This window comes from Lentzea sp. NPDC003310 (assembly GCF_040610935.1).
Taxonomy (GTDB): Bacteria; Actinomycetota; Actinomycetes; order Mycobacteriales; family Pseudonocardiaceae; genus Lentzea.
The window spans coordinates 529,615-555,115 of record NZ_JBEXNC010000002.1 but is presented as its reverse complement, the minus strand read 5'-3'; the positions used below and the strand labels follow the sequence as shown (position 1 = coordinate 555,115).

26 protein-coding genes are annotated in these 25,501 nt (G+C 69.0%); 9 read left to right on the top strand and 17 right to left on the bottom strand.

Going from position 1 to position 25,501, the window contains the following annotated elements; all coding sequences use genetic code 11:
• The first annotated feature begins 19 nt into the window (after window positions 1-19).
• Complete coding sequence (locus ABZX02_RS05220) at window positions 20-700, top strand: hypothetical protein (RefSeq protein WP_355294971.1); 681 nt, start codon at window positions 20-22, stop codon at window positions 698-700.
• A gap of 481 nt (window positions 701-1,181) precedes the next feature.
• Here the strand turns inward: ABZX02_RS05220 and map are convergent, their stop codons facing one another.
• From map to dxr, 6 genes are all read right to left on the bottom strand, one after another.
• Window positions 1,182-2,039, bottom strand: a complete 858-nt coding sequence (map, locus tag ABZX02_RS05215; RefSeq protein ID WP_355294969.1) for a type I methionyl aminopeptidase — start codon at window positions 2,037-2,039, stop codon at window positions 1,182-1,184.
• Between the two features lie 138 nt (window positions 2,040-2,177).
• Entirely contained in the window at window positions 2,178-3,968 is a 1,791-nt protein-coding gene (locus tag ABZX02_RS05210) for a penicillin-binding transpeptidase domain-containing protein (RefSeq protein ID WP_355294968.1), read from the bottom strand.
• Between the two features lie 18 nt (window positions 3,969-3,986).
• Window positions 3,987-4,838 (bottom strand): GNAT family N-acetyltransferase, encoded by an 852-nt coding sequence (locus ABZX02_RS05205; RefSeq protein WP_355294966.1) that lies wholly within the window; start codon window positions 4,836-4,838, stop codon window positions 3,987-3,989.
• Window positions 4,839-4,955: 117 nt separating this feature from the next.
• The gene (ispG, locus tag ABZX02_RS05200; RefSeq protein ID WP_355295022.1) at window positions 4,956-6,086 is read right to left on the bottom strand and encodes a flavodoxin-dependent (E)-4-hydroxy-3-methylbut-2-enyl-diphosphate synthase; all 1,131 of its coding nucleotides are present in this window, start codon (window positions 6,084-6,086) and stop codon (window positions 4,956-4,958) included.
• A gap of 49 nt (window positions 6,087-6,135) precedes the next feature.
• A complete protein-coding gene (locus tag ABZX02_RS05195; protein ID WP_355294965.1) occupies window positions 6,136-7,347 on the bottom strand; it encodes a site-2 protease family protein in 1,212 nt (403 codons plus the stop codon).
• Window positions 7,348-7,354: 7 nt separating this feature from the next.
• Complete coding sequence (dxr, locus tag ABZX02_RS05190; RefSeq protein WP_355294963.1) at window positions 7,355-8,485, bottom strand: 1-deoxy-D-xylulose-5-phosphate reductoisomerase; 1,131 nt, start codon at window positions 8,483-8,485, stop codon at window positions 7,355-7,357.
• Between the two features lie 136 nt (window positions 8,486-8,621).
• Here dxr and ABZX02_RS05185 point away from each other — a divergent pair, with 136 nt between their 5' ends.
• Window positions 8,622-8,888 carry a GlsB/YeaQ/YmgE family stress response membrane protein gene (locus tag ABZX02_RS05185; protein ID WP_355294961.1) on the top strand — a complete coding sequence of 89 codons (267 nt, stop codon included), beginning with the start codon at window positions 8,622-8,624 and terminating at the stop codon, window positions 8,886-8,888.
• A 55-nt stretch (window positions 8,889-8,943) separates the two neighbouring features.
• On the opposite strand, the gene ABZX02_RS05180 is transcribed toward ABZX02_RS05185, so the two are convergent.
• The 4 genes from ABZX02_RS05180 to ABZX02_RS05165 form a co-directional block, all read right to left on the bottom strand.
• Complete coding sequence (locus tag ABZX02_RS05180; RefSeq protein ID WP_355294959.1) at window positions 8,944-9,594, bottom strand: response regulator transcription factor; 651 nt, start codon at window positions 9,592-9,594, stop codon at window positions 8,944-8,946.
• Window positions 9,591-11,192 (bottom strand): histidine kinase, encoded by a 1,602-nt coding sequence (locus tag ABZX02_RS05175; RefSeq protein ID WP_355294958.1) that lies wholly within the window; start codon window positions 11,190-11,192, stop codon window positions 9,591-9,593. The genes ABZX02_RS05180 and ABZX02_RS05175 overlap by 4 nt, the downstream gene beginning before the upstream one ends.
• Before the next feature lie 72 nt (window positions 11,193-11,264).
• Complete coding sequence (locus tag ABZX02_RS05170) at window positions 11,265-12,074, bottom strand: ABC transporter permease (RefSeq protein ID WP_355294956.1); 810 nt, start codon at window positions 12,072-12,074, stop codon at window positions 11,265-11,267.
• Window positions 12,071-12,910: an ABC transporter permease gene (locus tag ABZX02_RS05165; RefSeq protein WP_355294954.1), complete on the bottom strand. Its 840-nt coding sequence runs from the start codon at window positions 12,908-12,910 to the stop codon at window positions 12,071-12,073. The genes ABZX02_RS05170 and ABZX02_RS05165 overlap by 4 nt, the downstream gene beginning before the upstream one ends.
• Window positions 12,911-12,954: 44 nt before the next feature.
• Here ABZX02_RS05165 and ABZX02_RS05160 point away from each other — a divergent pair, with 44 nt between their 5' ends.
• Together ABZX02_RS05160 and ABZX02_RS05155 are read left to right on the top strand one after the other, a co-directional pair.
• Complete coding sequence (locus ABZX02_RS05160) at window positions 12,955-13,494, top strand: TetR/AcrR family transcriptional regulator (protein ID WP_355294952.1); 540 nt, start codon at window positions 12,955-12,957, stop codon at window positions 13,492-13,494.
• Window positions 13,469-14,581: a cytochrome P450 gene (locus ABZX02_RS05155; protein ID WP_355294950.1), complete on the top strand. Its 1,113-nt coding sequence runs from the start codon at window positions 13,469-13,471 to the stop codon at window positions 14,579-14,581. Before ABZX02_RS05160 ends, ABZX02_RS05155 begins: the two co-directional genes overlap by 26 nt.
• Here the strand turns inward: ABZX02_RS05155 and ABZX02_RS05150 are convergent.
• Window positions 14,568-15,701, bottom strand: coding sequence for a spermidine/putrescine ABC transporter substrate-binding protein (locus ABZX02_RS05150; protein ID WP_355294948.1), 1,134 nt, complete (start codon window positions 15,699-15,701; stop codon window positions 14,568-14,570). The genes ABZX02_RS05155 and ABZX02_RS05150 overlap by 14 nt on opposite strands.
• Window positions 15,694-16,833 (bottom strand): ABC transporter ATP-binding protein, encoded by a 1,140-nt coding sequence (locus ABZX02_RS05145; protein ID WP_355294946.1) that lies wholly within the window; start codon window positions 16,831-16,833, stop codon window positions 15,694-15,696. The genes ABZX02_RS05150 and ABZX02_RS05145 overlap by 8 nt, the downstream gene beginning before the upstream one ends.
• Before the next feature lie 156 nt (window positions 16,834-16,989).
• On the opposite strand from ABZX02_RS05145, the gene ABZX02_RS05140 reads away from it, so the two are divergent.
• A complete protein-coding gene (locus ABZX02_RS05140; RefSeq protein ID WP_355294944.1) occupies window positions 16,990-17,247 on the top strand; it encodes a DUF2631 domain-containing protein in 258 nt (85 codons plus the stop codon).
• Here the strand turns inward: ABZX02_RS05140 and ABZX02_RS05135 are convergent.
• The gene (locus ABZX02_RS05135; RefSeq protein ID WP_355294942.1) at window positions 17,244-18,143 is read right to left on the bottom strand and encodes an NADP-dependent oxidoreductase; all 900 of its coding nucleotides are present in this window, start codon (window positions 18,141-18,143) and stop codon (window positions 17,244-17,246) included. The two genes, ABZX02_RS05140 and ABZX02_RS05135, sit on opposite strands and share 4 nt — an antisense overlap.
• A 104-nt stretch (window positions 18,144-18,247) precedes the next feature.
• Between ABZX02_RS05135 and ABZX02_RS05130 the strand changes: the two genes are divergently transcribed.
• Window positions 18,248-18,610, top strand: coding sequence for a helix-turn-helix domain-containing protein (locus tag ABZX02_RS05130; RefSeq protein WP_355295020.1), 363 nt, complete (start codon window positions 18,248-18,250; stop codon window positions 18,608-18,610).
• Here the strand turns inward: ABZX02_RS05130 and ABZX02_RS05125 are convergent.
• Window positions 18,600-20,120 carry a serine/threonine-protein kinase gene (locus ABZX02_RS05125; RefSeq protein ID WP_355295018.1) on the bottom strand — a complete coding sequence of 507 codons (1,521 nt, stop codon included), beginning with the start codon at window positions 20,118-20,120 and terminating at the stop codon, window positions 18,600-18,602. The two genes, ABZX02_RS05130 and ABZX02_RS05125, sit on opposite strands and share 11 nt — an antisense overlap.
• 204 nt (window positions 20,121-20,324) lie before the next feature.
• Here ABZX02_RS05125 and ABZX02_RS05120 point away from each other — a divergent pair, with 204 nt between their 5' ends.
• Complete coding sequence (locus tag ABZX02_RS05120) at window positions 20,325-21,491, top strand: ricin-type beta-trefoil lectin domain protein (protein WP_355294940.1); 1,167 nt, start codon at window positions 20,325-20,327, stop codon at window positions 21,489-21,491.
• A gap of 118 nt (window positions 21,492-21,609) precedes the next feature.
• A complete protein-coding gene (locus ABZX02_RS05115) occupies window positions 21,610-22,101 on the top strand; it encodes a carbonic anhydrase (RefSeq protein ID WP_355294939.1) in 492 nt (163 codons plus the stop codon).
• Between the two features lie 372 nt (window positions 22,102-22,473).
• On the opposite strand, the gene ABZX02_RS05110 is transcribed toward ABZX02_RS05115, so the two are convergent.
• The 3 genes from ABZX02_RS05110 to rlmN are packed head-to-tail and all read right to left on the bottom strand — an operon-like array spanning window position 22,474 to window position 24,919.
• A complete protein-coding gene (locus ABZX02_RS05110) occupies window positions 22,474-23,109 on the bottom strand; it encodes a hypothetical protein (RefSeq protein WP_355294937.1) in 636 nt (211 codons plus the stop codon).
• Window positions 23,106-23,768 (bottom strand): hypothetical protein, encoded by a 663-nt coding sequence (locus tag ABZX02_RS05105; RefSeq protein ID WP_355294935.1) that lies wholly within the window; start codon window positions 23,766-23,768, stop codon window positions 23,106-23,108. The genes ABZX02_RS05110 and ABZX02_RS05105 overlap by 4 nt, the downstream gene beginning before the upstream one ends.
• Before the next feature lie 44 nt (window positions 23,769-23,812).
• Window positions 23,813-24,919 carry a 23S rRNA (adenine(2503)-C(2))-methyltransferase RlmN gene (gene rlmN / locus ABZX02_RS05100; RefSeq protein ID WP_355294933.1) on the bottom strand — a complete coding sequence of 369 codons (1,107 nt, stop codon included), beginning with the start codon at window positions 24,917-24,919 and terminating at the stop codon, window positions 23,813-23,815.
• A 194-nt stretch (window positions 24,920-25,113) separates the two neighbouring features.
• Here rlmN and ABZX02_RS05095 point away from each other — a divergent pair, with 194 nt between their 5' ends.
• Window positions 25,114-25,500: a PadR family transcriptional regulator gene (locus ABZX02_RS05095; protein ID WP_355294931.1), complete on the top strand. Its 387-nt coding sequence runs from the start codon at window positions 25,114-25,116 to the stop codon at window positions 25,498-25,500.
• Window position 25,501: the final 1 nt, after the last annotated feature.

The following is a 25,501-nucleotide window of genomic DNA, read 5'->3' as shown; positions in this document are numbered from 1 at the left end:
TGCTGCCATCATCACCCCCATGGTCTCCGTCGTGCTCATGCACAGCCCGTTCCTCGGCCCGTCGAGCATGCGCCCGCTCGCCGACGAACTGGCCTCGGACGGGGTGGCCGTCCTGCTCGTCGACCTGCAGATGACGGTCAACGAGGCCCCGGTGCACCAGCGGCTGATCGGCGCGTTCGCCGACGCCCTGGAGGACTCCGGTGTCGCCGGCCCGCTGGTGCTCGTGGGGCACAGCGGGGCGGGGCCGTTGCTCCCTGCGTTCGCCGACGCGTTGGAGCTCGAGGTCGCCGGGCTCGTGTTCCTCGACTCGGATCTGCCCACGCCGGGGAAGGCGTGGCGCGACACCGTCGATCCGGCGTTGGTGCGGTCGGTGAAGGCGTCGGTGCGGGATGGGCGGTTGCCTCGGTGGGATCGGTGGTTTGAGTCGGATCCGTTGCGGCTTGTGCCAGCTGGGTTGCGGGAGGAGATGCGGGATGAGGCGCCTGAGGTGCCTTGGGAGTTCATGAAGGAGCAGCGGCCCAGTGTGGAGTGGGCTGGGGCTTGTGGGTATGTGCTGTTGTCGCCTGTTTATGAGGAGGCGGCGGTGGCGGCGGAGGGGTTGGGGTGGCCGGTTGAGCGGGTGGAGTCGCATCATCTGGCGGCCGCTACTTCGCCTTCGGCGGTGGCGGGGGCGCTTCGGTCGGTGATCGGGCGGTTGTGACGGCGTGCGGGTGCGGTTGCGTGCGTCCCGTTGCGTTCCAGCGGGGTGGGTTGCGTTGGGTTGGTTCCCGTCACCTTGCGAGGGTGGTCACGCGGGTCGGGACGATGTAGTGGGTTGCGATCGGGGCTTGACTTCGGGGCCCTTGCGAGGCGCTGGTCGGCCTTTTAAAGCCGGGCTGAAAAGCGCCCGGCCGATCCGCGAGGGATAGCACCTCGCACCCAAAGTCAAGCCCCGATCGCCAGCGAGTGGGCTTATCGCCTCGCAGCGCGTCGAGGTTCAGACGGCTCGCTTCGCATCGCCACACCGGGCTGCGTGCGTAGTTGGCCTTCGTCGTCGGCTGTCCGGCTGGCACCGCGCGCCGGGCTTGCGTCGTGGTTGGCGTGCGTGGGCGAGTGCGGTTGGCACCGCGCGCCGGGCTTGCGTCGTGGTTGCCGCGCGAGGGCGGGTGCGGTTGGCACCGCGCGCCGGGCCTGCATCGTGGTCAGCAGACCGTGAGGATCTCCGAGCCCGTGTCCGTCACTACGATCGTGTGCTCGAACTGAGCGGTCCAGCTCTTGTCCTTCGTGGTGACGGTCCAGCCGTCGTCCCACATCTCGCCCTCGAAGTTTCCGAGCGTGATCATCGGCTCGATCGTGAACGTCATGCCCGGTTCGAGGACGGTCTTCACCGACGGCTCGTCGTAGTGCAGGACGACCAGTCCGCTGTGGAACGTGCGGCCGATGCCGTGGCCCGTGAAGTCGCGCACCACGCCGTAGTTGAACCTGTTCGCGTACGCCTCGATGACTCGGCCTACCACGTTGAGTTCGCGGCCTGGCTTCACGGCCTTGATGGCGCGCATCGTGGCCTCGTGGGTGCGCTCTACGAGGAGCTTGGCCTCCTCGGAGACGTTGCCCGCGAGGAAGGTCGCGTTGGTGTCGCCGTGCACGCCGCCGATGAACGCCGTCACGTCGATGTTCACGATGTCGCCGTCCTCGACGACCGTGCTGTCCGGGATGCCGTGGCAGATGACCTCGTTCAGCGAGGTGCAGCACGACTTCGGGAAGCCTCGGTAGCCGAGCGTCGACGGGTATGCGCCGTTGTCGCACAGGAACTCGTGCGCCACCGCGTCGATCTCGTCCGTCGTCACGCCGGGCACGACGACCTTGCCCGCCTCCTGCAGAGCTTGGGCAGCCAGGCGGCCCGCGATCCGCATGGCCTCGATGATCTCCGGCGTCTGCACCCACGGGTCGGTGCCGCGCTGCGGCGCGGGCTTGTCGACGTACTCGGGGCGCACGATGCGCGAGGGCACCTGACGCCGCGGAGATTGCACACCGGGTTGCAGCGGAGCACGAACAGCCATGCTCCCCAGATTAGCCTTGCGCGCGTTCCACGCTCTGAACGCGGTCCTCGGCACGAGGCTCGGGCACGCGCGGTGCGGGTAACAAGATGCCCGCACGGATCAGGCGCTCACGCGTCGTCAGGTCTTTTGTCTTGCTCATCACGGCACCGCCTTGAGGAACCTCACCGCCACATCCACGGCTGGAGTCGAAGTTTCTCCGCTGAGCACCAGGGTCGCGAACGCGAGATCGCCCCGGTAGCCCATGAACCACCCGTGTGAGTGCACGCCGTCACCGAACTGTGCGGTACCAGTCTTGCCGCGCACGTCTCCGTACGGCTTGAGTTGCGGTGCAGTGCCGTAGTCGACGACCTCGCGCATCATCTGGCGCACCGGGTCGAGGGCGGCCGCGGGAGGTCCGGCGGGCTGTTTGTCCGCTTTGGTCTCCTTGCCGCGCACCAGTTGCGGCACCGGCATCGTGCCCTTCGCGATGGACGCCGACACGAGCGCCATGCCGAACGGCGAGGCGAGGACCTTGCCCTGGCCGAACGAGTCCTCGGCCCGCTCCACCACGTCGGTCGCGGCGGGCACGGAGCCGGTGATCGTGGTCAGGCCGGGGATGTCGAAGTCGACGCCGAGGCCCAGCGACAGCGCGGAGTTCGTCAGCAGGTCGGCCGGCATGTCGACGGCGAGCTGCGCGAACGTCGTGTTGCAGGAGAACGCGAACGCCGACCGCAGCGGGATGGTGCCCTTGTCGAACTCGCTGGAGTTCGGCACGATCCGCCGGCCGTCGATGGTCGTCTTGCCGGGGCACGGCAGCGGCGTCTCGGCGGTGACCTTGCCCGACTGGATCGCGGCCAGCGCCGAGACCGCCTTCATCGTGGAGCCCGGCGGGAAGCGGCCGGTCAGGGCCAGCGCGCCCTGGGCGTCGGCCGGGTCGTTCTGCGCGACGGCCAGGATGTCGCCGGTCGAGGGCTGGATCGCGACGAGGATCGTGGGCTGCGCGACCGGTTCGACGGCGTCCTCGGCGGCGGCCTGGACCGCGCGGGACAGCGCGACGTTCACGGCCTTGGCGGGCTCGGGGGCCTTCGAGTGCAGTTCCTCGACCTCGGTGCCCTGGGCGTCGACCGTGCTGACGCGGAAGCCCGCGTTGCCCGCGATCTCGTTCTCCATGAGCTTGCGCACGGCGGGCAGCACCTGCGAGCCGAAGTTGCGGCTCGGGGCGAGCAGCGACGTCTGCGAGCTGAACCGCACGCCCGGCAGCTCGTAGATCAGCGGCTTCGCCGACTGGTAGTCCGCGTCCCGCAGCGCCGCGACCTGGTAGGCCTGGCCCTCCGGGGTCTTGCCCGCGCCATCGGTGATGGACTGCTGGGTGATGTTCTTGTCGAACGGGTTCAGCGCGTCCGCGAGGGCCTTGGTGACGGCTCCGAGGTCACCGGCCTCCTTCGCGACCAGCAGGACGGAGACGACGCGCTCAGGGGCGAGCAACGGGGTGCCGTCGCGGTCGAGCACCGGTGCCGGGTCCGGGGTGAGCTCGGTGAGCTTCACCGACTGCTGCGGCGTGAGCTTCGGATGCGCCACGGACGGTGCCCAGTGCACCTTCCAGGTGTCGCCCTCCTGGCGCACGTCGAACTTCGTCGGGTAGGTCCAGTGGCGGTTCTTGCCGAGGTTCCAGTCGAACGTGACGGACGCCTCGGACGCCAGCTCCCCGTTCTTGCGGATCTGGTCGACCTTGGTGCTCAGCCCCTCCGGCTTGAGCGCGCCGCGGAACTTGTCCAGGGTCTCCTTGGCGTCGGCCGGGTTGTCGGTCATCCCGGCCGCGCCCTGCACGTCACCGGACGCGAGCTTGGCCAGGAAGTCGTTGGTGATCTCCGGAGCCCCCGGTTCCGACTCGAACAGCCCACAGCCGCTCACCGTCAGCAGGACCACCGTGATCGTCGCGAGAAGGCGCACCCGCGCGAGTATGCCAACTCAGAAGAGGACGGTGGCGTATTGCCCGACTTGTTCGAATCCGATCCGGCGGTAGGCGGCCTGCGCCACGTGGTTGTAGCCGTTGACGTAGAGGCTCGCCGTGCGGTTGAGCACCCTGGTCAGGCGGTCGGCGACCGCGGCCGTGCCCGCCGTGCCGATGCCCTCGCCGCGCCGGTCCGGGCGGACCCAGACGCCCTGGATCTGGCCGACCTTGCTCGACATCGCGCCGATCTCGGCCTTGAAGACGACCTCGCCGTTCTCGAACCGCGCGAACGCCCGGCCCGCGGCGATCAGCTCGGACACCCGCGCCCGGTAGCCCGCGCCGCCGTCCTCGGCGCACGGGTCGATGCCGACCTCCTCGATGAACATCGAGATGGCGGCGGGCAGGTAACGGCCCAGCTCGCTGGGGCGGACCTGGCGGACCTGCGGGTCCGGCGTGATCTTCGGGGCCGTCGAGATGGCCATCAGCGGCTGGTCGCCGCGCACCTCGCGGGCGGGTCCCCAGTCGGGCTGCAGCTCGTCCCACAGCGTCAGGACCTGCTCGGCGGGGCCGACGAGGCTCGAGCACATGCGGCCCCGGCGGCGGGCGCGGTCGGCGAACATGCGCATGGCCGCCGCGCTGCCCTTGAGCGGGATCAGGTTCGGCCCGGAGAAGCAGAGCCCCTCGACCCTGCCCCGGATCGGCTTGGAGTCGGAGCCCCACATCTCGCCGCCCAGGCGCCACGGGTCGAGACCGGCGACCTCCACCCTTGCCGCGACCATGCACGCGGCCACGGGGTCGGCGTCGAACACCCCGCGCACGTCGATCAGGTCGCGCTCGTCGAGAACGCGCGCTCCGGCCAGCCTCAGCACGTCACCTAGCGTGCCAGATGGACCGTGTGGAGAACATCAGCCAACAGTGCTCTGTGCCTGGACACGCAGTGAGGGGCCCGTCTCGTTTCGAGACAGACCCCTCACGCGGTGTGATGACTAGCCGACCGTGACGGCCGGGGACTCGCCCTCGACCGGTTCCATCTCCTCGGCGAGGCGCATGGCCTCCTCGATGAGGGTCTCCACGATCGCGTGCTCGGGCACGGTCTTGATGACCTTGCCCTTGACGAAGATCTGGCCCTTGCCGTTGCCGGACGCGACACCCAGGTCGGCCTCGCGGGCCTCGCCGGGGCCGTTCACGACGCAGCCCATGACGGCGACGCGCAGCGGCACCTCCATGCCCTCCAGACCGGCCGTGACCTGCTCGGCGAGCGTGTACACGTCGACCTGGGCGCGGCCGCACGACGGGCAGGAGACGATCTCCAGCTTGCGCGGGCGCAGGTTGAGCGACTGGAGGATCTGGTGGCCGACCTTGATCTCCTCGACCGGCGGGGCGGACAGCGACACCCGGATGGTGTCGCCGATGCCCTGGCGCAGCAGCGCGCCGAACGCGACGGCCGACTTGATGGTGCCCTGGAAGGCGGGGCCGGCCTCCGTGACGCCCAGGTGCAGCGGGTAGTCGCACTGCTCGGCCAGCAGCTCGTACGCGCGCACCATGACCACGGGGTCGTTGTGCTTGACGGAGATCTTGATGTCGTGGAAGTCGTGCTCCGCGAAGAGCGAGGCCTCCCACATCGCCGACTCGGCCAGCGCCTCGGGCGTGGCCTTGCCGTACTTGGCGAGCAGGCGCGGGTCGAGCGAACCGGCGTTGACGCCGATCCGGATCGGGGTGCCGTGGTCCTTGGCGGCGGCCGCGATCTCCTTCACCTGGTCGTCGAACTTGCGGATGTTGCCCGGGTTGACCCGGACAGCGGCACAACCGGCCTCGATGGCGGCGAAGACGTACTTCGGCTGGAAGTGGATGTCGGCGATCACCGGGATCTGGGACTTCTTGGCGATCGCCGGCAGCGCGTCCGCGTCGTCCTGCGAGGGGCAGGCGACCCGGACGATGTCGCAGCCGGACGCGGTGAGCTCCGCGATCTGCTGCAACGTCGCGTTGACGTCCGACGTGAGCGTCGTCGTCATCGACTGGACGGAGACGGGGAACTCGCTGCCGACACCGACGTTGCCGACCATCAGCTGCCTGGTCTTGCGTCGCTCCGACAGCACCGGCGGCGGCAGTGCCGGCATTCCGAGCATCACGCCGTCACTCATGGGTTGTGCACCTTTCCGTGGATCACTATTGCAACCTGATCGGGTTGACGATGTCTGCGGTCACGGTCAGCAGCGTGATGGCGCCGCCGATGAAGATGACCACGTAGGTGAGCGGCAACAGGCGCATGTAGTTGACCGGGGCGCCGGCGGGCTTGCCGCGCAGCTTCCTCAACCAGTCTCGCACCCGTTCGTAGAGGTTGACGGCGATGTGACCACCGTCAAGCGGTAGCAGGGGCAGGAGGTTGAACACACCGACGAAGAAGTTCAGGCCCGCCAGCATAAGGATGAAGAACGCCCACAGGCCGCGTTCGGCCGCGTCACCACCCAGCCGTGACGCACCCACCACCGAGATGGGCGTGTCCAGGTCTCGCTCTCCGCCGCCGATGGCCTTCACGACGGCCGGGATGCGCTCCGGGAAGCGCATGAGGCCCTTCCAGGTGTTCACGAACATGTCGCCGGTGAACGCGATGGACGCCGGGACCGCGGCGAGCGGGCTGTACTCGAAGTTCTGCTGCCAGGTGACGCCGATGGCGCCGACCTCCTTGACCTCGCGGCCGCCCTTGCCGTCGAGCACCTCGCGGGTGACCTGCGGCACGTTCACCGTGAGCGCGAGCTCCTCGCCGCCGCGCTTGACCTTGAACTCGGTCGGGCCGCTCAGGTCACGGGTGATCTTGAGCATCTCGGACCACGTCGAGATCGGCTTGCCCGCGATGGCCGTGACCTCGTCGCCGGGCTGCAGGCCCGCGTCCTTGGCCGGGGCCGGGGCGCCGGGCTGGCACGGCGCGGTGAGGCCGACGGTGTGGTCCTGCACGCACGGGGTGATCTCGGCGAGGACCGGCAGGTCCTTGTTGTTCGGCAGGCCGAGCGACATCGCGAGGAACAACAGGATGATGAAGCCGACGATGAAGTGCGTGATCGAGCCCGCGGCGAGCACGACGACGCGCTTCCACACCTTCTGGTTGTAGAAGGCGCGCTTGCGGTCGTCCGGGTGCACGTCCTCGAGCGCGGTCATGCCGGTGATCTCGCAGAAACCGCCGGCCGGGATCGCCTTCAGGCCGTACTCGGTCTCGCCCTTGCGGAACGAGAAGAGCTTCGGGCCGAAGCCGATGAAGTAGCGGGTGACCTTCATGCCGAAGGCCTTCGCGGTCAGCAGGTGCCCGAACTCGTGCAGCGCGATCGAGACCGCGATGCCGAACGCGAACAACAGCACCCCGAGGATGTTGATGAATGTGTTCACGAGAAGTTCAGTTCCTTCCAACCAGCTCGCGGGCACGTGCGCGTGCCCAGTCCTCGGCGGCCAGGACCTCCGCGACGTCCGCGGGGTCGTTCTGCCATTGGTTCGCCTCGCCGAGAACCTGGCCGATGGTGTCCACGATCGACAGGAACGACGTGTGGCCGGCGACGAAGGAGGCGAGCGCCTCCTCGTTCACGGCGTTGTAGATCGCAGGAAGGCATCCGCCCGCGGTGCCCGCCTGCCGCGCGAGCTCGACCGCCGGGAACGTGACGCTGTCGAGCGGCTCGAACGTCCACGAGGTGGCGGTGTCAAAGGTACAGGCGGGCGCGGCGCCGGGTACGCGCTCGGGCCAGCTGAGGCCGAGCGAGATCGGCAGGCGCATGTCCGGAGGCGACGCCTGCGCGAGCGTCGAGCCGTCCGTGAAGGTGACCATCGAGTGAATGATGGACTGAGGGTGCACCACGACGTCGATGCGGTCGTACGGGACCCCGAACAACAGGTGCGCCTCGATCACCTCGAGGCCCTTGTTGACCAGGTTGGCCGAGTTGATGGTGACGACCTGCCCCATGGACCAGGTCGGGTGCGCCATCGCCTCCTGCACGGTGACCGATTCGAGGTCTTCGCGAACTTTGCCCCTGAATGGGCCACCTGATGCCGTGATGACCAGTTTGTGCACTTCGTTCTCGGTGCCGCCGCGCAGACACTGCGCGAGCGCCGAGTGCTCGGAGTCGACCGACACGATCTGACCGGGCTTCGCCGCCCCCAGCACGAGCGGCCCGCCCGCGATGAGCGACTCCTTGTTAGCGAGCGCCAGCGTCGCCCCGGTCTCGAGCGCCTTGAGCGACGGCTCCAGTCCCCTGGACCCGTCCATGCCGTTGAGGACGACGTCCGCCGGACACGCCTCGATCAGGTCGACCATGCTGGTCAGCGTCCTGACGCCGGGCACCTCGGCCCCGTTGGCCACGGCGACGGTGGTCACGCCGAACTCGGCGGCCTGCTCTGCCAGCAGGTCGAGCTGACGTCCGCCGGCGCCGAGCCCGACCACCTGGAAGCGGTCGCGGTTCCGCCGGATGACGTCGAGCGCCTGGGTGCCCACCGAGCCGGTCGACCCCAGGATCAGGACAGTGCGTGGAGTACTCATCGCCCCTCATTGTTCCGGAGAGTGCCTGAGAGCCTCGGCACAGCCCGTTACTTTGATAACGGAGTGGTTTTGGAGGTGTGAAGTCGCCAGATCGAGGGCATTCCTGCGTCGTCAAGTCGTTGGAAGGAGACTCTCCGTGGGCATCCTCGGATGGATCGTGCTCGGCCTCCTGGCCGGAGCAATCGCCAAGGCGATCATGCCGGGCAAAGACCCGGGTGGAATCATCATCACGATGCTGATCGGCATCGTTGGCGCGATCCTGGGCGGTTTCATCGGATCCGCCGTCTTCGCGACCGACCTCGGCTCGTTCTTCGATCTCCGGACGTGGCTGCTGGCCATCCTCGGATCGTTGATCCTGCTGGGCATCTACCGCCTGGTGACCGGTCGGCGAACCCACGCTTAGCCGCGCGAGATGTTGACGGCCGTCCGGGTGACACCCGGACGGCCGTTCTTCGTTTTCAGTTCGCGATGCCCGCGTCCCGCGCCAGTAGAGCCGCCTGCACCCGGTTCGTCAGCCCCAGCTTCGCGAGCAGCCGCGACACGTACGTCTTCACCGTCGCCTCCGACATGTGCAGCTTCGCGCCCACATCGGCGTTCGACATCCCCTGCCCGAGCAGCGCGAGCACCTCCACCTCGCGGTCGGTCAGCCCCTCGACGGCCTTCTGCGCCTCCTGCCGCTTCGGCTGCCCGGACGTCGCCACCATCCCCACGACGCGAGACGTCACCATCGGCGACAGATACGCCTCACCGTTGTGCACCGCGCGCACGGCCCGTAGCAGTTCCTCGGGCGCGGAGTCCTTCAGCAGGAATCCCGCCGCACCGTCCGAGAGCGCGCGCACGATGTTGTCGTCCTCACCGAACGTCGTCAGCATGACGACCCGCACGGACGGCGCGACCACACGAAGCTCCTTGGCGCACGCGAGGCCGTCCATGCGCGGCATGCGGATGTCGAGCACCGCCACGTCGACCCGGCGTTCGCGCACGATCTGCACCGCCTCGCGGCCGTCGCCGGCCTCCGCCACGAGCTCGATGTCGTCGGCGGTGCCGAGGATGGCCTTGATGCCCGCACGCATCAACGGCTCGTCGTCGGCGATGAGCACCCGGATCATGAACCTGTCCTCTGCACGTGGATCTTCTTCTCGACCAGCTTGCCGTCCCGGAAGCAGAAACGCACCACCCTGGTGCCCTTCGCGAGGTACGACTGCTCGTCGGTGATGTGGTAGACGCAGCGCGCGCCTTCGGGCTCGGGTGAGGCCTGGGACCGGCGTTCGCCGTCGGCCACCAGGGGTTCGTCGCCGGACGGGAGCAGCGCGAGCACGTCGGACTCGGACTGGCCCACCTGGATCCGGTCGAGGTTCTCCTGCGACACGACCTCGGTCACGGGTTGCGCGCCGAGGTAGGTGAAGCCGCCGATGATCACGGTCAGCACGAGGGACGCGCCCGCGATCGAGCCGACGCCCGCCCACTTGCGGATGCCGCGCGGCGACTCGGGCTCGTCCTCGTCCTCGGGCTCGTCCGGGAGCGGGGTCTCCTCGTACGGCAGCACGGCGGCGATGCGGAAGCCTCCCGAGGGCAACGCGCCCACGTGCAGGATGCCGCCCGCCACGCGCACCCGTTCGGTGAGACCGATCAGGCCGACGCCCGGTGCGCCTTCCGGCGAACCGTTGCGGCACGGGTTGTTGCGCACCTCGACGACCAGGGCGTCCGGTTCGTACTTCACGGTCACCTGCACAGCCGCGCCCGGTGCGTGCTTCGCGGCGTTGGTGAGGCCCTCCTGTGCGACGCGATAGGCCGCGTGAGAGACACGGGACGGCAACGGGTGCGATTGGCCGCCTCGCACGAGACTGACCAGAACACCGGCCTTGCGCGCGTCGCTCACCAACGAGTCGATGGACTCCGCTGTGCGCGTGGCGGGATCGTCGTCGGGGCCGTCCTCTGCGCGCAGCACGCCGATGATGGCGCGCAACTCGCCCATGCCGGTCAACGCCGCCGTGCGCAGCACACCGATGGCCTCGCGCTGCTTCTCCCCCAGCGTCGGGTCCAGTGCCAGCGCTCCGGCGTGCACGGAGATCAGCGACAGCCGGTGGCCGAGGCTGTCGTGCATGTCCTGGGCGATGCGGCTGCGTTCGCGCAGCCGGACCTGCCGCGACAACAGCTTGTGCTCGCCTCGCATCCGCTCCTCGCGGTCCTGCATGGCCCGCACCAGCGCCTCGCGCTGCGCCAGGTACCGCCCGACCAGGAACGGCAGCGCCACGCCGACGCCGAAGATCGTGACCAGGATGAGCATCCCGTAGACGGGCTCGATGTCGAGCGGCCGCTGGTCCCAGTCCCACAGCAGCACCACGACGACGAACGTGAACGCCATCGTCACGACGGCCTTGACCCACGACTCGATCCGGCGACCGGCCGTGTAGCTCACCAGCACCATCAGCGCGGGCCCGCCGAACGGGATCGCCGCGGCCCCGACCAGCACCACCGCCGGGAACACGTGCCGCAACGGCATCAGCACCACGTAGGCGGCGACGTAGGCGACGAGCGTCCAGCCGGACGCCTTCACCTCGCCCCACGGCCCCGGCCACAGGTCCAGCAGGATCGCGGCGACCATGACGAGCAGGTCGCCCACGAGCCGCACCGGCGTCAGCGCCCGGAACCGGGCCAGGGTGTCGGCGGCGGCCGCCTCAGCCCTGGTCCGCACAGCAGTAATCACGCTGCCCAAGCTACGAGACGTCCCGTCTCCGCGCGGCACGCTGGAGTATCGGAAACCAGCGACGAAAGTTGACTACCCGGCCAGCTTCGCGGTTGATCCCGCCCGGCGCGCCCGCCACGACGCGATCACCACACCGAGGATCAGCAGCAGTGCCGTCGCCGTCACCATCAACGTCGACAGCGCCACGATCTCCGGCGAGATCCCGCGCTTCGACGCCTGCGCGTAGACGAACACCGGCAGCGTCGTCGACCCGACACCGGTCAGGTACGACGAGATCACCACGTCGTCGAACGACAGCAGGAACGCGAACGCCGCGCCCGCCACCACCGCGGGCGCCACCAGCGGCAGCGTCACGGTCCGGAACGCCACGAACGGCGACGCCCCGAGATCGGCCGCGGCCTCCTCCATCCGGGCGTCCATCCCGGACACCCGCGACCGCACCACCACGACGACGAAGCTCAGCGAGAACGCCACGTGCGCGAACAGCAGCGCCCCGAACCCCAGCGGCACGCCGGCCAGCTTCACGAAGAACCCCAGCATCGCCACACCCATGACGACCTCGGGCACAACGAGCGGCAACGACAGCAGGACGGTCCACAGCCCACGGCCGGGAAACGCGCGCCTCAGCCCGAAGGCGGCCAACGTCCCGATGACCGTCGAGATCGCCGCCGACGCCAACGCCAGTTGCAACGTCAGCTGCAGAGAAGCGAACACGCGCGTGTCGTCCGCAAGCTCCGCGTACCACTGCAACGAGAAACCGCTGATGCGCGACAACGACCGCGAGGAGTTGAACGACGCGATGGCGAGCCACGCGATCGGTGCGTACAAGAACAAGAACACCAGCGCCACAACAGCGCCGAGCACCCACGGACGACGGTTCACAGCACGTCCTCCCCACGCCGTCCGCGCAGCACCAGCACGAACACCACCAGCACGAGCAGCAGCACCGCCATCGCCGACCCCAGCGGCCAGTTGTTGCCCCCGCGGAACTGGTCGTCGATCACCGACCCGAACGTCGACTGGTCCACGCCCCCGAGCAGCTTCGGCGTCACGAAGTCACCGGCCGCGGGCACCAGCACCAGCAACGACCCGGCCAGCACACCGCTCGTCACCCCTGGCAGCACCACGCGGAAGAACGTCGACACCCGGCCGTGCCCGAGGTCGTATGACGCCTCCATCAACCGCACGTCGAACCGTTCGCACGCCACGTAGAGCGGCAACACCATGAACGGCAAGAAGCCGTACGTCAGCCCGAGGACCACCGCTCCGTGTGTGAGCAGGAAACCACCGTCACGGTCCAAACCGACCCACCCGAGCACGGTGTTCACGAGGCCCTCGCCGTCCAGCAACGCCTTCCACGCGTAGATCCGCGCGAGGTAGCTCGACCAGAACGGGATCAGCACCGCCGCGAGCAACGCCGTCCGGTAACGGCCGCCGTACCGCGCGATGAACCACGCCAGCGGGAACCCGAGCAGCAGGCACGCGAGCGTCGTCGCGCCGGCGTACAGCAGCGTCCGCCCGAAGATCGGCAGGAACGCCGGGTCCAGCGCCGTCCGGTACGCCTGGAAGGTCCACGGCAGCACGGCGCGGGCGACACCGGTGTGGCGGGTCGCGAAGCTGAACTCGACGACCACGACGAGCGGTGCGATCAGGAAGAACCCCAGCCAGACCCCGGTCGGGGCGAGCAGGGCGTTGGCCTTCAGCCAGCGTCGGAGCACGAGCGCACATCCTAGGAGGTGAACATCCGTGTACCGTTGTGAACATGAGTGTTCACCTGCTCCAGACGGCCACGTCGGTGCTGCTCAAGGACCCGACCGCGTCCCTGGGCGACGTCGCGAAGGCGGCGGGTGTCGGCAGGACCACACTCCACAAGCGCTTCCCGACCCGCGCCGACCTGGTCCGCGCGGTCGCGAACGACGCGCTCGACCTGATCGACTCGGTGGCCTGCCAGGTCGACTTCGACCGCGACGACGCGATCGAGGACCTGATCACGCGCCTGGTCGCGCTCGGCCCGCGGGTGGAGTTCCTGCTCCGCTTCCCCGGCCTCGAACGCGACGCGGAGCTGCGGACCCGCATCGAGGCGATGGACCGCCCCGTGCTCGACCTGATCACCCGGCTGCAGGGCACCAGGCTGCGCCGCGACCTGCCCGCGTGGTGGATCCTGCACACCCTCTACGCCGGGCTCTTCAACGCCTGGGAAGCGATCAACTACGGCCGTCTCGCGCCGTTGGACGCTCCCCGGTTCGTGCTCACCACGGTGTTCGAGGGGGTAGCAAGTGCTGGAGCAGCTCAGAGGACATGAAGACCCGCATCCGATCTATGAACGGCTACGCGCGCACGGCCCGCTGACGCGTGACAACGGCATGTGGGTGACCACGAGTCACCCGCTGGCCAACAAGATCCTGCGCGACCGCCGGTTCGGCGTCAGGTACACCGACGGCAGCTATCCGGGCAACGCCGGGCTGCTGCCCGAGTCGTTCCTGGAGACGGACCCGCCGGACCACACCAGGCTGCGCCGGATCGCCACGCCGGCGTTCAGCCCGAAGAAGATCGACGAGTACCGGACGCGCGTGGAGAAGGTCGCGGACTCTTTGTTGGACAAAGACGAGTTCGACCTGATCGCGGACTTCGCGGCGCCCCTGCCGATCTCGGTGATCAGCGACCTGCTCGGCATCCCGGACGCCGACACCGCCGAGTTCGCGGACTACGGCGCGCTCGTCGCGGCCTCGTTCGACACCGGTGTCACGGCGGAGATGGCCAACGCGAACGACAAGGTGCTCGCGCTGTTCGACCGCCTCATCGACCAACGCCGCCGCACCCCGGGAGACGACGTGATCAGCTCGCTGGTCGCCGCCGAGGCCGAGCAGCGGCTGACCGCGCAGGAGATGCTCGGCACGCTGGTGCTGCTGCTGGTCGCGGGCTTCGAGACGACCGTGAACCTGATCGGCAACGGCACCCGCGCGCTGCTCGACCACCCGTCGCAGTGGAAGCTCTTCCAGGCCAACCCGGAGCTCGCGCCCGCGGTCGTCGAGGAGACGCTGCGGTGGGCGCCGCCGGTGCAGATGACCAGCCGGATCGCGCACGAGGATGCCGACGGGATCGGCCGGGACGAGATGGTCATGCTGATGATCGCCGCCGCGAACCGCGACCCCGGGGTCTACCCCGAGCCGCACAAGTTCGACGTGATGCGCGTGCACAAGCCGGAGCACCTCGCGTTCTCCAGCGGCATCCACTACTGCCTGGGCGCGACGCTCGCGCGGATGGAAGGCGCCGTCGCGTTCCGCGCGCTGGCCCGCCGGATGCCGGAGCTGAGGCAGGCCGGGGACGTCGTGTACCGCGACGCGGTGGTGATCAGGGGGATGAGGTCGTTCCCCGTCAGCCGGTCTTGACCTTCGTCCAGGCGTCCGCGTATAGCGCTTCGGCGTCGCCGCCGAGGTCCTTGGTGAACGGGAGCTTCGCGAGCTGGTCGTCCGGCGGGTAGACCACCGGGTCGTTCAGCAGCTCCTTGTCGATCAACGGCTTCGCGGCGGCGTTGGGGCTGCCGTACCGGACGGCGTTGGACAGCGCCGCGCCCGCCTCCGCACCGAGGACGAAGTCGATGAACCGGTGCGCGTTGGCGGCGTGCGGCGCGTCCTTCGGGATGACGAGCAGGTCCACGTAGGACAGTCCGCCCTCGGCCGGGATGGCGTACCCGATGTCGTCGTTGGTGTCGCTCGCCTGGAACGCGTCGCCCGAGTACGCCTGCGCGAGCCGCACCTGGCCCGAGGTCAGCGGTTCGATCACGTCGGAGGTGATCTGGCCGAGCTTCTTCTTCAACGACAGCAGGAAGTTCGCCGCGTCGTCGATCTGCTTCGGGTCCGTGGTGTTCGGGTCGTGGCCCAGCTTGAGCAGGCCGATCGCCATGCCGTCGCGGGCCTCGTCGAGGATCGAGCTGCGGCCCAGCGCGTTCGGAAGGTCGAAGGCGTCGAACCCGGTGACGTCGCCGCCGATCTGCGACTTCGAGTAGGCGAGACCCGTCGTGCCCCAGGCCCACGGCACGGAGAACCGGTTGCCGGGGTCGTACTCGGCCTCGACGAACCGCTGTTCCAGGTTGCGCAGGTTCGGGATCGCGTCGTGGTCGAGCGGCTGCAGCAGGCCCGAGCGCAGGAACCGGCGCAGGAAGTTGTCGCTCGGCACGACCAGGTCGTAGCCCGCCTGGCCGGACGCGATCTTGGCTTCCATCTCGTCGTTGGTCGAGAAGTTGTCGTAGGTGACCTCGATGCCGGTCACGGACGTGAAGCCGGGCAACGTCTCCGGCGCGATGTAGTCGGTCCAGTTGTAGAAGTTGAGCTTGGGCTCGTCGGTCAGGTTCGCTGCCTTCGCCGCGCTCGCGCCACCGGAGTCCGTGGGTGCCGGGCCAACCGCGCAGGCGGCCAGGGCGAAGAACGCCATCGAGCCCAGCATCGTGCGCCGCGTCACCCGCGGGCTGTCGACGTCCCACAGCCGGGCGATCCGGACGTGCTCAGCCATCCTCCGACTCCAGCAGCACGGTGAACTCCGGGTCCCAGGCCAGCCGCACGGACTGGCCGGGCGCGCCCGCGTCGTCGATGCGCTGGGCGTTCTGCACAAACGCGGACAGCACGCCACCAGGGGTGTCGACGACGAACTGGGTGGACACGCCCGTGTAGACGACGTCCTGCACCACGCCCGTGAGCACGCACCAGCCCGTGGGCGGCTCAGCGGACTCGTTGAACAAATGCACCTTCTCGGGCCGCACGGTCGCGGCGACCTTCTTGCCGTGAGCGACGCTGCCGGAGAACTTGGCGCGCAGGTTCGTGGCACCGGGAGCGGTCAGCGAGACCAGCCTACCGTCCACACCGGACACCTCGGCGTCGAGGATGTTCGACGTGCCGATGAAGCCGGCGACGAACCGCGTCGCGGGCCGCTCGTAGACGTCCTCGGGGTAGCCGACCTGCTCGATCTTGCCGGCGTTCATCACCGCGATGCGGTGCGAGAGGACGAGCGCCTCCTCCTGGTCGTGCGTGACGTAGAGGAACGTGGTGCCGACCTCGCGCTGGATGCGCATCAGCTCGATCTGCAGCTCCTTGCGGAGCTTGGCGTCGAGCGCGCCGAGCGGTTCGTCGAGCAGGAGCAGCTGCGGACCGGCCGCGAGCGCACGGGCGATGGCCACGCGCTGCTGCTGACCACCGGAGAGCTGCGCGGGCCTGCGCTTGGCGAACTGCGAGAGCCGCACCAGTTCGAGGTGCTCGCCGACGCGCTTCTTCAGCTCGTCGCCACGCACCTTCTTGCGCTTGAGGCCGTACGCGACGTTGTCCCACACGGTCATGTGCGGGAACAACGCGTACGACTGGAACACGGTGTTGACGTCCCTGCGGTACGGAGGGACCCCCACCATGTCGTTGCCGTCGAGCTCGATGCGGCCCTCGTCGGGGTCGACGAACCCGGCGATCATGCGCAGGACGGTGGTCTTGCCGCAGCCCGACGGGCCGAGCACCGAGAAGAACTCGCCCTCGTGGACGTCGAGCGAGACGCCGTCGACCGCCACCTGGTCGGAGAAGCTCTTGCGCACCCCGTGGAGACCGATCTCGACGGGGGCGAACGTGTCCGGGGTGGAGCCCTCGGCGGGGGAGAAGCCGGTCAAGTCTGCGGCGCCTTCGAAGCTCGGACGGGTGGGCCGCGCTGAGCGTAGACGCCGCACGACCTGGCTCGTAAGTCGTGCGCGCGCGACCTCACACATCCGTGCTCACTCACATGTGCGACGATGACCTCGTAATCCGGATGAGCAGTGGAGGAAACCGTGGCCACGTCCTCGGAACTGGACAAGCGTCCTGCCGTCGACCCGCACGAGGAGCCGTCGCACGAGTGGGGCTGGCACGGTCAGCTGCCCAAGGGCACGCGCATCGCCGGCTGGCTCTCCGCGATCTTCTGCTTCCTGATGCTGATCGGCAACCACCACGGCCAGACCGAGAACATCTGGCTGGTGGCTTCCGGTGTCTCGATCATCGCGCTGCTGCTGTGGGACGCCGCGCGCCGCAAGAAGCCGTGGCGCCGCTAGGCGACTTCGAGCACGATCTTGCCCTGGGTGCGACCCGTCTCGCCCAGGGCATGCGCTTTTCCGGCGTCGGCCAGCGGGAACGTCGCGTCGACGTGCACCCTGAGCTCGCCCGACTCCACCAGCGCCGCGATGGCCTCCAGGCCCGCGCGCTCGGGTTCGACCAGGATCGGGCTGGTCCTGATGTCGTCGCGCACCTGCCGGTCCACTCCGGACGGCACGCCGACGAACAGCCCACCGGGCCGCACCGGAGCCGGTGAGGCACCACCGACCAGGTCGACGTAGACGTCGATGTCGGTGCCCTCGTAGTCGCCCTTCGTGTAGTCGACCACCTCGTCGGCGCCGAGGTCCTTGAGGAACGCGTGCTTGGCCTCACGCGCCGTACCGATGACGTACGCGCCGTGCGCCTTCGCGATCTGCACCGCGAGGTGGCCGACGCCACCGGCCGCCGCGGAGATCAGCACCTTCTGCCCCTTCTGCAGGTCAGCGGTGTCGATGAGGATCTGGTGCGCGGTGAGCGCGGCCAGCGGCAGCGCGGCGGCCTCGACGTGGGTGAGGCTCTGCGGCTTCTTCGCGAAGTGGCGGGACGGGGCCGTGACGTACTCGGCGTAGGCGCTCGCGGCGCGCGGGAACCACGGCATGCCGTAGACCTCGTCGCCGGCCTTGAGGGTCGTGACGCCGAAGCCGACCTCCTCGACCACGCCGGAGACGTCCCAGCCGTTGATGAACGGGAAGCTCTGCAGCCCGGCCATGCCACTGCCCGTGCGCGTCTTCCAGTCGACGGGGTTGACGCCGGCCGCGTGCACCCGGACCAGCACCTCCGTCGGCAGGGGCGTGGGCTTCGGGACGTCGGTGAGGGTGATGGGGCCGCCGAACTCGTTCTGGATGATCGCTCGCATGTGTACCAGCTTGAGAGAGCAGGTCACTTTCCGCAATTAGGCACTATCTTGTGCACTAGGTACCTGGTAGAAACCATGGCGTGATCAGGGACGTTTACCTCAAGATGTGCCCGTGCCGCGACCTGCTGGACATGGTCGCGTCGAAGTGGACGGCGTTGGTCGTCGGCGACCTGGAGGACGGGCCCAAGCGGTTCGGTGAGCTTAAGCGCCGTTTGGAGGGCATCAGCCAGAAGATGCTCACGCAGACGTTGCGCACACTCGAGCGCGATGGGCTCGTCACGCGCACGGTCTACCCCTCGGTGCCGTTGCGCGTCGAGTACGAACTGACCGAACTCGGGCACAGCGTCACCGAGCCACTGGCCTCGCTGCGACTGTGGGCGCAGAAGAACTACGAGACCGTGGCAGCGGCGCGCGAGACGTTCGACAGCTCCGAACCGGTCGGCCTGGAGCCCGCGACTAGCCGGTGACGACCCAGCCGTACGACCACTCGGTCCGCTGCCCCTCGCACTTCGGGTCGAGCGAGTCGAAGTGGGCACCCTCGAAGATGCACCGGTAGAGCTGCATCGCGGGCACGTCCGCGGGCTTGTCGTTGAAGACGTAGCCGAGGTCCCAGAGCTTCTCCTGGCCCTCGCAGTCCGCCCACGGCGACGTCATGTGGTCGCCGGAGCCCTTCACCCGGCACGCGATCAGCATCTTGGTGCCCGGCTCCGGGTTCGCGAGCAGCCTGCCGAGGCCGCCGGTCTGCTCGGCGGTGAAGCCCGCGGGCGGACCCTTGCCCGGCACGCCGCTGTAGTGGAACGGCGTGCCCTGCTTGATGTAGCGCGTGATCGCGAGCGTCTGCCGCGGCGGCTTCGGCTGCGTGGTCTGCTGCGGCGGCGGGGCCTGCTGACTCGACTTCGGCGCGCTCGACGACGTGGCCTGGCTGGACGACACCTGGCTGCTGCTCGGCGCGGCGGAACTGCTGCTCGCCGGCGCGCTCGACGACCCGGCCGTGGTGGTCGTCGTCGCACCCACGTTCTGCTGGGCGACCGCAACTCCTTGCTGCGCATCGGGTTTCAGCAGGAACACCGCGGTGAGCGCGATCACGACGAGCAGTGCCGCGGCACCGGCGAAGATGCCGATCTTCCTGCGGGACTTGGGTTTGTCGTCCCAGTCCGCGTGCGTCAGCGAGTTCGGCGCGACGTAGCTCGTGACCGGTTCGATCACGACGGTCTGCTCGGACGGCGTCAGCGGCTCGACCGAGGCACCCTGCAGCCGTTGCCGCAGCTGGGCCGCCGTGAGCCGGCGGCCGTCGTCCTGGATGAGCAACGCCATGATCGTGTCGGCGAGCGGTCCGCGCGTGCGCTGCAGGACCGGCTCCTCGTACATGATCGCGTGCATGGTGGCCGCGGTCGTGTCGCGCTGGAACGGCGAACGGCCCTCGACGGCGTGGAACATGGTGGCGCCCAACGCCCACAGGTCGCTCGCCGGCGACGGCTGCTTGCCCGCGAACAGCTCCGGCGCCATGTAACCGGGCGAGCCCATGATGCCGCCGGTCGCCGTCAGTCCGGGGTCGTCCATCGCGCGGGCGATGCCGAAGTCGGCGAGCTTCACGCGTCCGTCCGGCAGCACCATGATGTTGCTGGGCTTGACGTCGCGGTGCACGATCCCCGCCGCGTGCGCCGCCTCCAGCGCGTTGAGGGTCTGCAGACCGATGTCCGCGACCTCGTCCGCGGTGAGCTGCCTGCGGGTCATGACCTCGGAGAGCGTGGGCGCCTCGACGAGCTCCATGACCAGGTACGTGGCGCCGTGCTCGACGATCACGTCGTAGATGCCGACGACGTTCGGGCTGTTCAGACGCCCCGCCGTGCGTGCTTCGCGGAGCACCCGCTCGGACTCGGTGGTGCGCAGCTCCTTGAGCGCGACCTGCCGTCCGATCACCCTGTCCTCGGCGAGCCAGACGACCCCCATGCCGCCCCGGCCGAGCTCTCTGAGCATCGCGTATCTGCCCGCGACCAGCCTTGTTTCATCCCCCACGTCGCGGCATGGTAGCCGCACGCCCGTTGTGGCCGGTTTCCTGTCCTGTTCTGTCCGCTGACAGTGCGTGCCAGGTTCGCTACCGTTCGAGGTGGTCTGGACCGCTTCCCTGTCATCGCGTTCAAAGGCGGTCAGCTCATGTCTTTCGGCGTGTTGTTAGCGGCTTTGACCCTGTTCAGCCCGATCGTGGACGACCTGCCGGACGAGTTCCGGCAGCCCTCGCCCGCCCTGTCCGCGCAGTCCGTCGTGTGCGACGGCGACGGCGTGAGCGGCAAGCGCGTCCAGGCCGTGTACGTGCGCGGCGACCAGTCACCCGACCGGTACGCACAGCTCGTGGGCCAGTTCCAGACGTTCGCCGACCAGATCGACACCACGTTCGTCGAGGCGGCCTCACGCCTGGGCGGCGGCGTCCGGCACGTGCGCTTCGTGACGCAACCCGACTGCCGCGCAAAGGTGGACAACGTTGTCGTCCCGCAGTCGGCGATGTCCTCCCCCTCGGCCGTCGCCGATCAACTGGCCGCACGCGGCTACAACCGCACGGACCGCAAGTACCTGTTCTGGCACGACTCCGGCGGCTGCGGCGTGGCCTGGGGCGCGCCGGGCGACGACCGTCCCGGCGCCGACAACGGCTACAACTCCGGCCCGTCCTACGCCGCCGTCGGCACCGGCTGCTGGACCTGGCAGGCCAGTGCCCACGAACTGCTGCACACGCTGGGCGCCGTGCAGCGGTCCGCGCCGAACTCCACGGCGTTCGGCCACTGCTGGGACGACGAGGACATCATGTGCTACGACGACGGCGGCATCCCGAACCCGCCCGGCGGCTTGGTGAAGGTCTGCCCCGGCGCCCCGGAGAACCAGATCGACTGCGGCGGCAACGACTACTTCCACACCAACCCGGCCGCCGGCTCGTACCTGGCGACGCACTGGAACGTGGCGCGCAGCCAGTTCCTGACGTCCTCGGGCTCCGGCACGATCCTGGGCATCGGCGGGAAGTGCGTCGACGTCAGCAACTCCGGCACCGCCGATGGCACCGTCATCCAGCTGTGGGGCTGCAACGGCACGGCCGCCCAGCAGTGGTCCCGCGTCGGCGACACACTGCGCGCACTCGGGAAGTGCATGGACGTCAACGGTTCTGGCACCGCTGACGGCACGGTGGTGCACCTCTGGACGTGCAACAACACGGGCGCACAAGTGTGGTCGCGCGTGGGCAACACGTTGCGCAACCCGCAGTCCGGCAAGTGCCTGGACGCCGCCAGCGGCTCGTCCGCGGACGGCACCAGACTGCGGCTCTGGACGTGCACGGGCGCCGCGAACCAGAACTGGCAGCTGTAGATGTGTCGGCCCCCGCTCATGTCTGAGTGGGGGCCATTCCCACGTTGCGGGCGCTGTTGCACGCATGCGCATACGACAGTTTGCTCACCTATACATCCCAGGTGAGAGGACTCGCACAATGTCGGTCACGGACGAACTGCTCGCCAACAACGCCACCTACGCCGCCCAGTTCACGGGCCCGCTCCCCCTGCCGCCCGCCAAGCACGTGGCCGTCGTGGCGTGCATGGACGCCCGCATCGACGTGTACCGCGTGCTGGGCCTCCAAGAGGGCGAGGCGCACGTCATCCGCAACGCCGGCGGCGTCGTGACCGACGACGAGATCCGCTCGCTCGCCATCAGCCAGCGCCTGCTCGGCACCCGCGAGATCATCCTGATTCACCACACCGACTGCGGCATGCTGACTTTCACCGACGACGATTTCAAGCGCTCGATCCAGGACGAGGTGGGCGTGAAGCCCGCCTGGTCGGCCGAGGCGTTCGGCGACCTGGAGGAGGACGTGCGCCAGTCGATCACCCGGATCACCGGCAACCCGTTCGTGCCGGTGAAGGACTCGGTGCGCGGCTTCGTGTTCGACGTGGCGACCGGTGTCCTGACCGAGGTCAAGCCCTAGGCGTGCACGCGGTGTTCGTCGCAGTAGAGCACGTGCAACCACCTGTGGTGCCACCGGTTCTCGGTGATCTCCGCACAGCAGTGATCGTGGACTGTGGTGCATCAGCACCAGGTCGAAGAACGGCCCGTCGCTCCGGGTGCACTCCGTGTGTGCTCGCTTCGCCTCAGCGGCAGGTACACGATCGTGCGCGGCGAACGCATCGCGAACGCCCACGCCATCGCGAGAGTGCGCGCGGCGGTCTTGTCCACACAGGACTCGACGCCTTCAGCGCCTTCGTACAGCGGCACGTGCGTCAATGGCTGTGCGAGCCGTACTCGTCGTGCCTCAGCCGCACCGTGCTGACGAGCGTGCGCCACCGCGAACCCTCGAGCTTCATCGGCGCGTGCTCACCCGGTGCCGGTCGCAGTACACGACGTGCAGCCAGCCGCGGTGCCGGTCCTTCGCAGCGACCTCGGCGCAGCGGTGCGTGCCCGGTGCCTCGTGCATGTGCCGCGGACAGTCCTCGACCAACTGCCGGAACGCGTCCCCGCCGGCCTCGAACCTCGACCGGTCCCCGACGAAGAACACGGTGCCCTCGACGATCTCGGCACGCGGCGGCTCCCAACGCCACCGCGGCACCGGTCGTTCCTCGGGCATCCCTCGGCAGACAACGGTGTGCGGCCGCCCACCCCGGAGCTTGCCCCGCACGTCCCGCCACTTCGACAGGCGAAAGCCGAGGCTGCGGTGCAGCAGCACGAGGTCCATCGCCGGCCCGTCGGTGCTGCGACAGTCGCAGTCGCTGCGCCGCAACGGCAGGTACACCAGCGTCCGAGGCGAACGCATCGCGAACGCCCACGCCATGGCTATGTCGAGCGCGGACGACTTGTCGACGCACGCCTCGATGCCCATGTACCCCTCGTACAACGGCGCGTGGCGCAACGGCCGTGCGGGTTGCACGACCCGGTACTCGTCGCGCCCTAGCCGCACCGTGCTGACGAGCGTGCGCCAACGCTCCCCCACGAGCTTCATCGGCGCGTGCTCACCCGATGCCGGTCGCAGTACTGGACGTGGAGCTGTTCGCGGTCGCCCATCCCCTTGGCGTAGATCTCGGTGCAGAACCCGTCCCGCTGCTTCTCGTGCATTCGCCGCGGCCAGTCCTCGACCATCTCCAGCAGGTTCTCGCCGGAGAGCGCGAACGCCGTGCGGCTTCCGGTGAAGAAGGCCGTGTCCGCCGCGAAGTGGTAGCGGAGGTCGTCCCGGAAGTCGCGGCGCAGACTCTCCCTGCGACCCGGCACGTCGCGCGGCAGCCCGCGGCACACGACGGTGTGCGGCCGCCCGCCCCGGAGCTTCGCGCGCACTTCCTTCCACCGTGACGCGGCGAAGCCCAGGCTGTGGTGCAACAGCACGAGGTCGACCGGGATGTCGCCATCCTCCGCGTACATCCGGCACTCGCAGCCGCTCTGCCGCAGCGGCAGGTACACCAGCGTCCGGGGCGACCGCATCGCGAACGCCCACGCCATCGCCAGTTCGCGCGCCGCGGGCTTGTTCACCGTGACGCTCACGCCGCACAACGCGAGGTGCATGGAGGCGTGCGCGACCGGCCGGGCGGGTTGCACCACCCGGTACTCGTCGCGGCCCAGCCGCACCGTGCTGACGAGCGTGCGCCAGCGTTCCCCCTGAAGTTTCATCGTGGAGGAACGGTAGAGACCGGCAGGCGGTCGTGCGACCGATTTCAGCCCTCGGCGGCGAGCTGACCGCAGGCGGCGGCGATCTCCTGCCCGCGCGTGTCCCGCACGGTGCACTCGACGCCCTGCTCCCGCACGCGGCGCACGAACTCCCGCTCCACCGGCTTCGGCGACGCGTCCCACTTGCTGCCCGGCGTCGGGTTCAGCGGGATGAGGTTCACGTGCACGAGCTGCCCGAGGTGCTTGCGCAGCTTCTTGCCGAGCAGGTCGGCACGCCAGCCCTGGTCGTTGATGTCGCGGATCAGCGCGTACTCGATCGAGACCCGGCGACCGGTCTTCTCGGCGTAGCCGTTGGCGGCCTCGAGGACCTCCGCGACGTTCCACCTCGTGTTGACCGGCACGAGCGTGTCGCGCAGCTCGTCGTCCGGCGTGTGCAGCGACACCGCGAGCCTGACCTGCAGGTTCTCCTCGGTGAGCTTCTTGATCGCCGGCACCAGCCCGACCGTCGACACCGTCACGTGGCGCTGCGAGATGCCCAGGCCGTCCGGCGCGGGGTCGCAGATGCGGTGGACGGCCTCGAGGATGCGCTTGTAGTTCGCGAGCGGCTCGCCCATGCCCATGAAGACGATGTTCGACAGCCGGCCGGGACCACCGGGCAGGTCGCCGTCCCGCATGGCGGCGGCACCGAGGCGCACCTGATCCACGATCTCCGCGGTCGACAGGTTGCGCTGCAGCCCTCCCTGGCCCGTCGCGCAGAACGGGCACGCCATGCCGCAACCGGCCTGCGACGAGATGCACAGCGTCGCGCGGTCCGGGTAGCGCATGAGCACGGACTCGATGAGCGTGCCGTCGTGGGCGCGCAGCAGGGTCTTCGCCGTCGTGCCCTCGTCGGTGGTGACTTTGCGCACGACCGTGAACAACGGCGGCATCAGGTCGGCCACGAGCTTGTCGCGCGTGGCCGCCGGGATGTCGGTCATCTCGGCCGGGTCGACGGTCAGGCGGCTGAAGTAGTGGTTCGACAGCTGCTTGGCCCGGAACGGCTTCTCCCCCAGTGCCGCAACGGCTTCCGCGCGTTGGGCGGGCGAGAGGTCGACCAGGTGGCGCGGCGGCAGGCCGCGCTTGGGCGCGTCGAAGACAAGGGGAAGCGAGGTCATAGCACAACCAGTGTCCCACGAACTCCGCCACACAAAGACCGTTGCATCGCGATAGCTTCCGATATATCGTTAACGACATGATGATGAAACCACACCACAGAGAGCACCACCACAGGCATCGCCGCGGTCCCTTCGGGGGCGGCGGCAGGGGCGGCCGCCAGAGGCGCGGCAACGTCCGGGCGGCGGTTCTGTCCTTGCTGGCAGAACGGCCGATGCACGGCTACGAGATCATCCAGGAGATCGCCCGGCGCACCGGCGGCGTGTGGAGCCCGAGCCCCGGCTCGGTCTACCCGACGTTGCAGATGCTCGCCGACGAGGGCTTCGTCTCCGCGGCGGAAGAGGGAGGCAAGAAGCTGTTCGACCTGACCGACCGCGGCAGGACGGAGCACACGGCCCCGCCCTGGCACGACATCGACATCCAGCTCGACCCGGTCGACGGCGAACTGCGCACCGCGGTCCGCCTGCTAGGCGCCGCGATGGAGCAGATCTCCCACGCGGGCACGCCCGAGCAGAAGACCCGAGCGGTCGAGCTCTACAACGAGCTGCGGCGCAAGCTCTACGCCATCCTCGCCGAGGAGTGAC

Excerpts from the sequence above, each read along its gene's own strand:
- ABZX02_RS05115 (WP_355294939.1), top strand. The coding sequence starts at position 21,610 with ATGTCGGTCACGGACGAACTGCTCGCCAACAACGCCACCTACGCCGCC.
- dxr (WP_355294963.1), bottom strand. The coding sequence starts at position 8,485 with ATGAGTACTCCACGCACTGTCCTGATCCTGGGGTCGACCGGCTCGGTG.
- ABZX02_RS05105 (WP_355294935.1), bottom strand. The coding sequence starts at position 23,768 with ATGAAACTTCAGGGGGAACGCTGGCGCACGCTCGTCAGCACGGTGCGG.
- ABZX02_RS05125 (WP_355295018.1), bottom strand. The coding sequence starts at position 20,120 with ATGCTCAGAGAGCTCGGCCGGGGCGGCATGGGGGTCGTCTGGCTCGCC.
- ABZX02_RS05110 (WP_355294937.1), bottom strand. The coding sequence starts at position 23,109 with ATGAAGCTCGTGGGGGAGCGTTGGCGCACGCTCGTCAGCACGGTGCGG.
- ABZX02_RS05220 (WP_355294971.1), top strand. The coding sequence starts at position 20 with ATGGTCTCCGTCGTGCTCATGCACAGCCCGTTCCTCGGCCCGTCGAGC.
- ABZX02_RS05180 (WP_355294959.1), bottom strand. The coding sequence starts at position 9,594 with ATGATCCGGGTGCTCATCGCCGACGACGAGCCGTTGATGCGTGCGGGC.
- rlmN (WP_355294933.1), bottom strand. The coding sequence starts at position 24,919 with ATGACCTCGCTTCCCCTTGTCTTCGACGCGCCCAAGCGCGGCCTGCCG.
- ispG (WP_355295022.1), bottom strand. The coding sequence starts at position 6,086 with ATGCCGGCACTGCCGCCGCCGGTGCTGTCGGAGCGACGCAAGACCAGG.
- ABZX02_RS05150 (WP_355294948.1), bottom strand. The coding sequence starts at position 15,701 with ATGGCTGAGCACGTCCGGATCGCCCGGCTGTGGGACGTCGACAGCCCG.
- ABZX02_RS05135 (WP_355294942.1), bottom strand. The coding sequence starts at position 18,143 with ATGCGAGCGATCATCCAGAACGAGTTCGGCGGCCCCATCACCCTCACC.
- ABZX02_RS05130 (WP_355295020.1), top strand. The coding sequence starts at position 18,248 with ATGTGCCCGTGCCGCGACCTGCTGGACATGGTCGCGTCGAAGTGGACG.
- map (WP_355294969.1), bottom strand. The coding sequence starts at position 2,039 with ATGGCTGTTCGTGCTCCGCTGCAACCCGGTGTGCAATCTCCGCGGCGT.
- ABZX02_RS05160 (WP_355294952.1), top strand. The coding sequence starts at position 12,955 with ATGAGTGTTCACCTGCTCCAGACGGCCACGTCGGTGCTGCTCAAGGAC.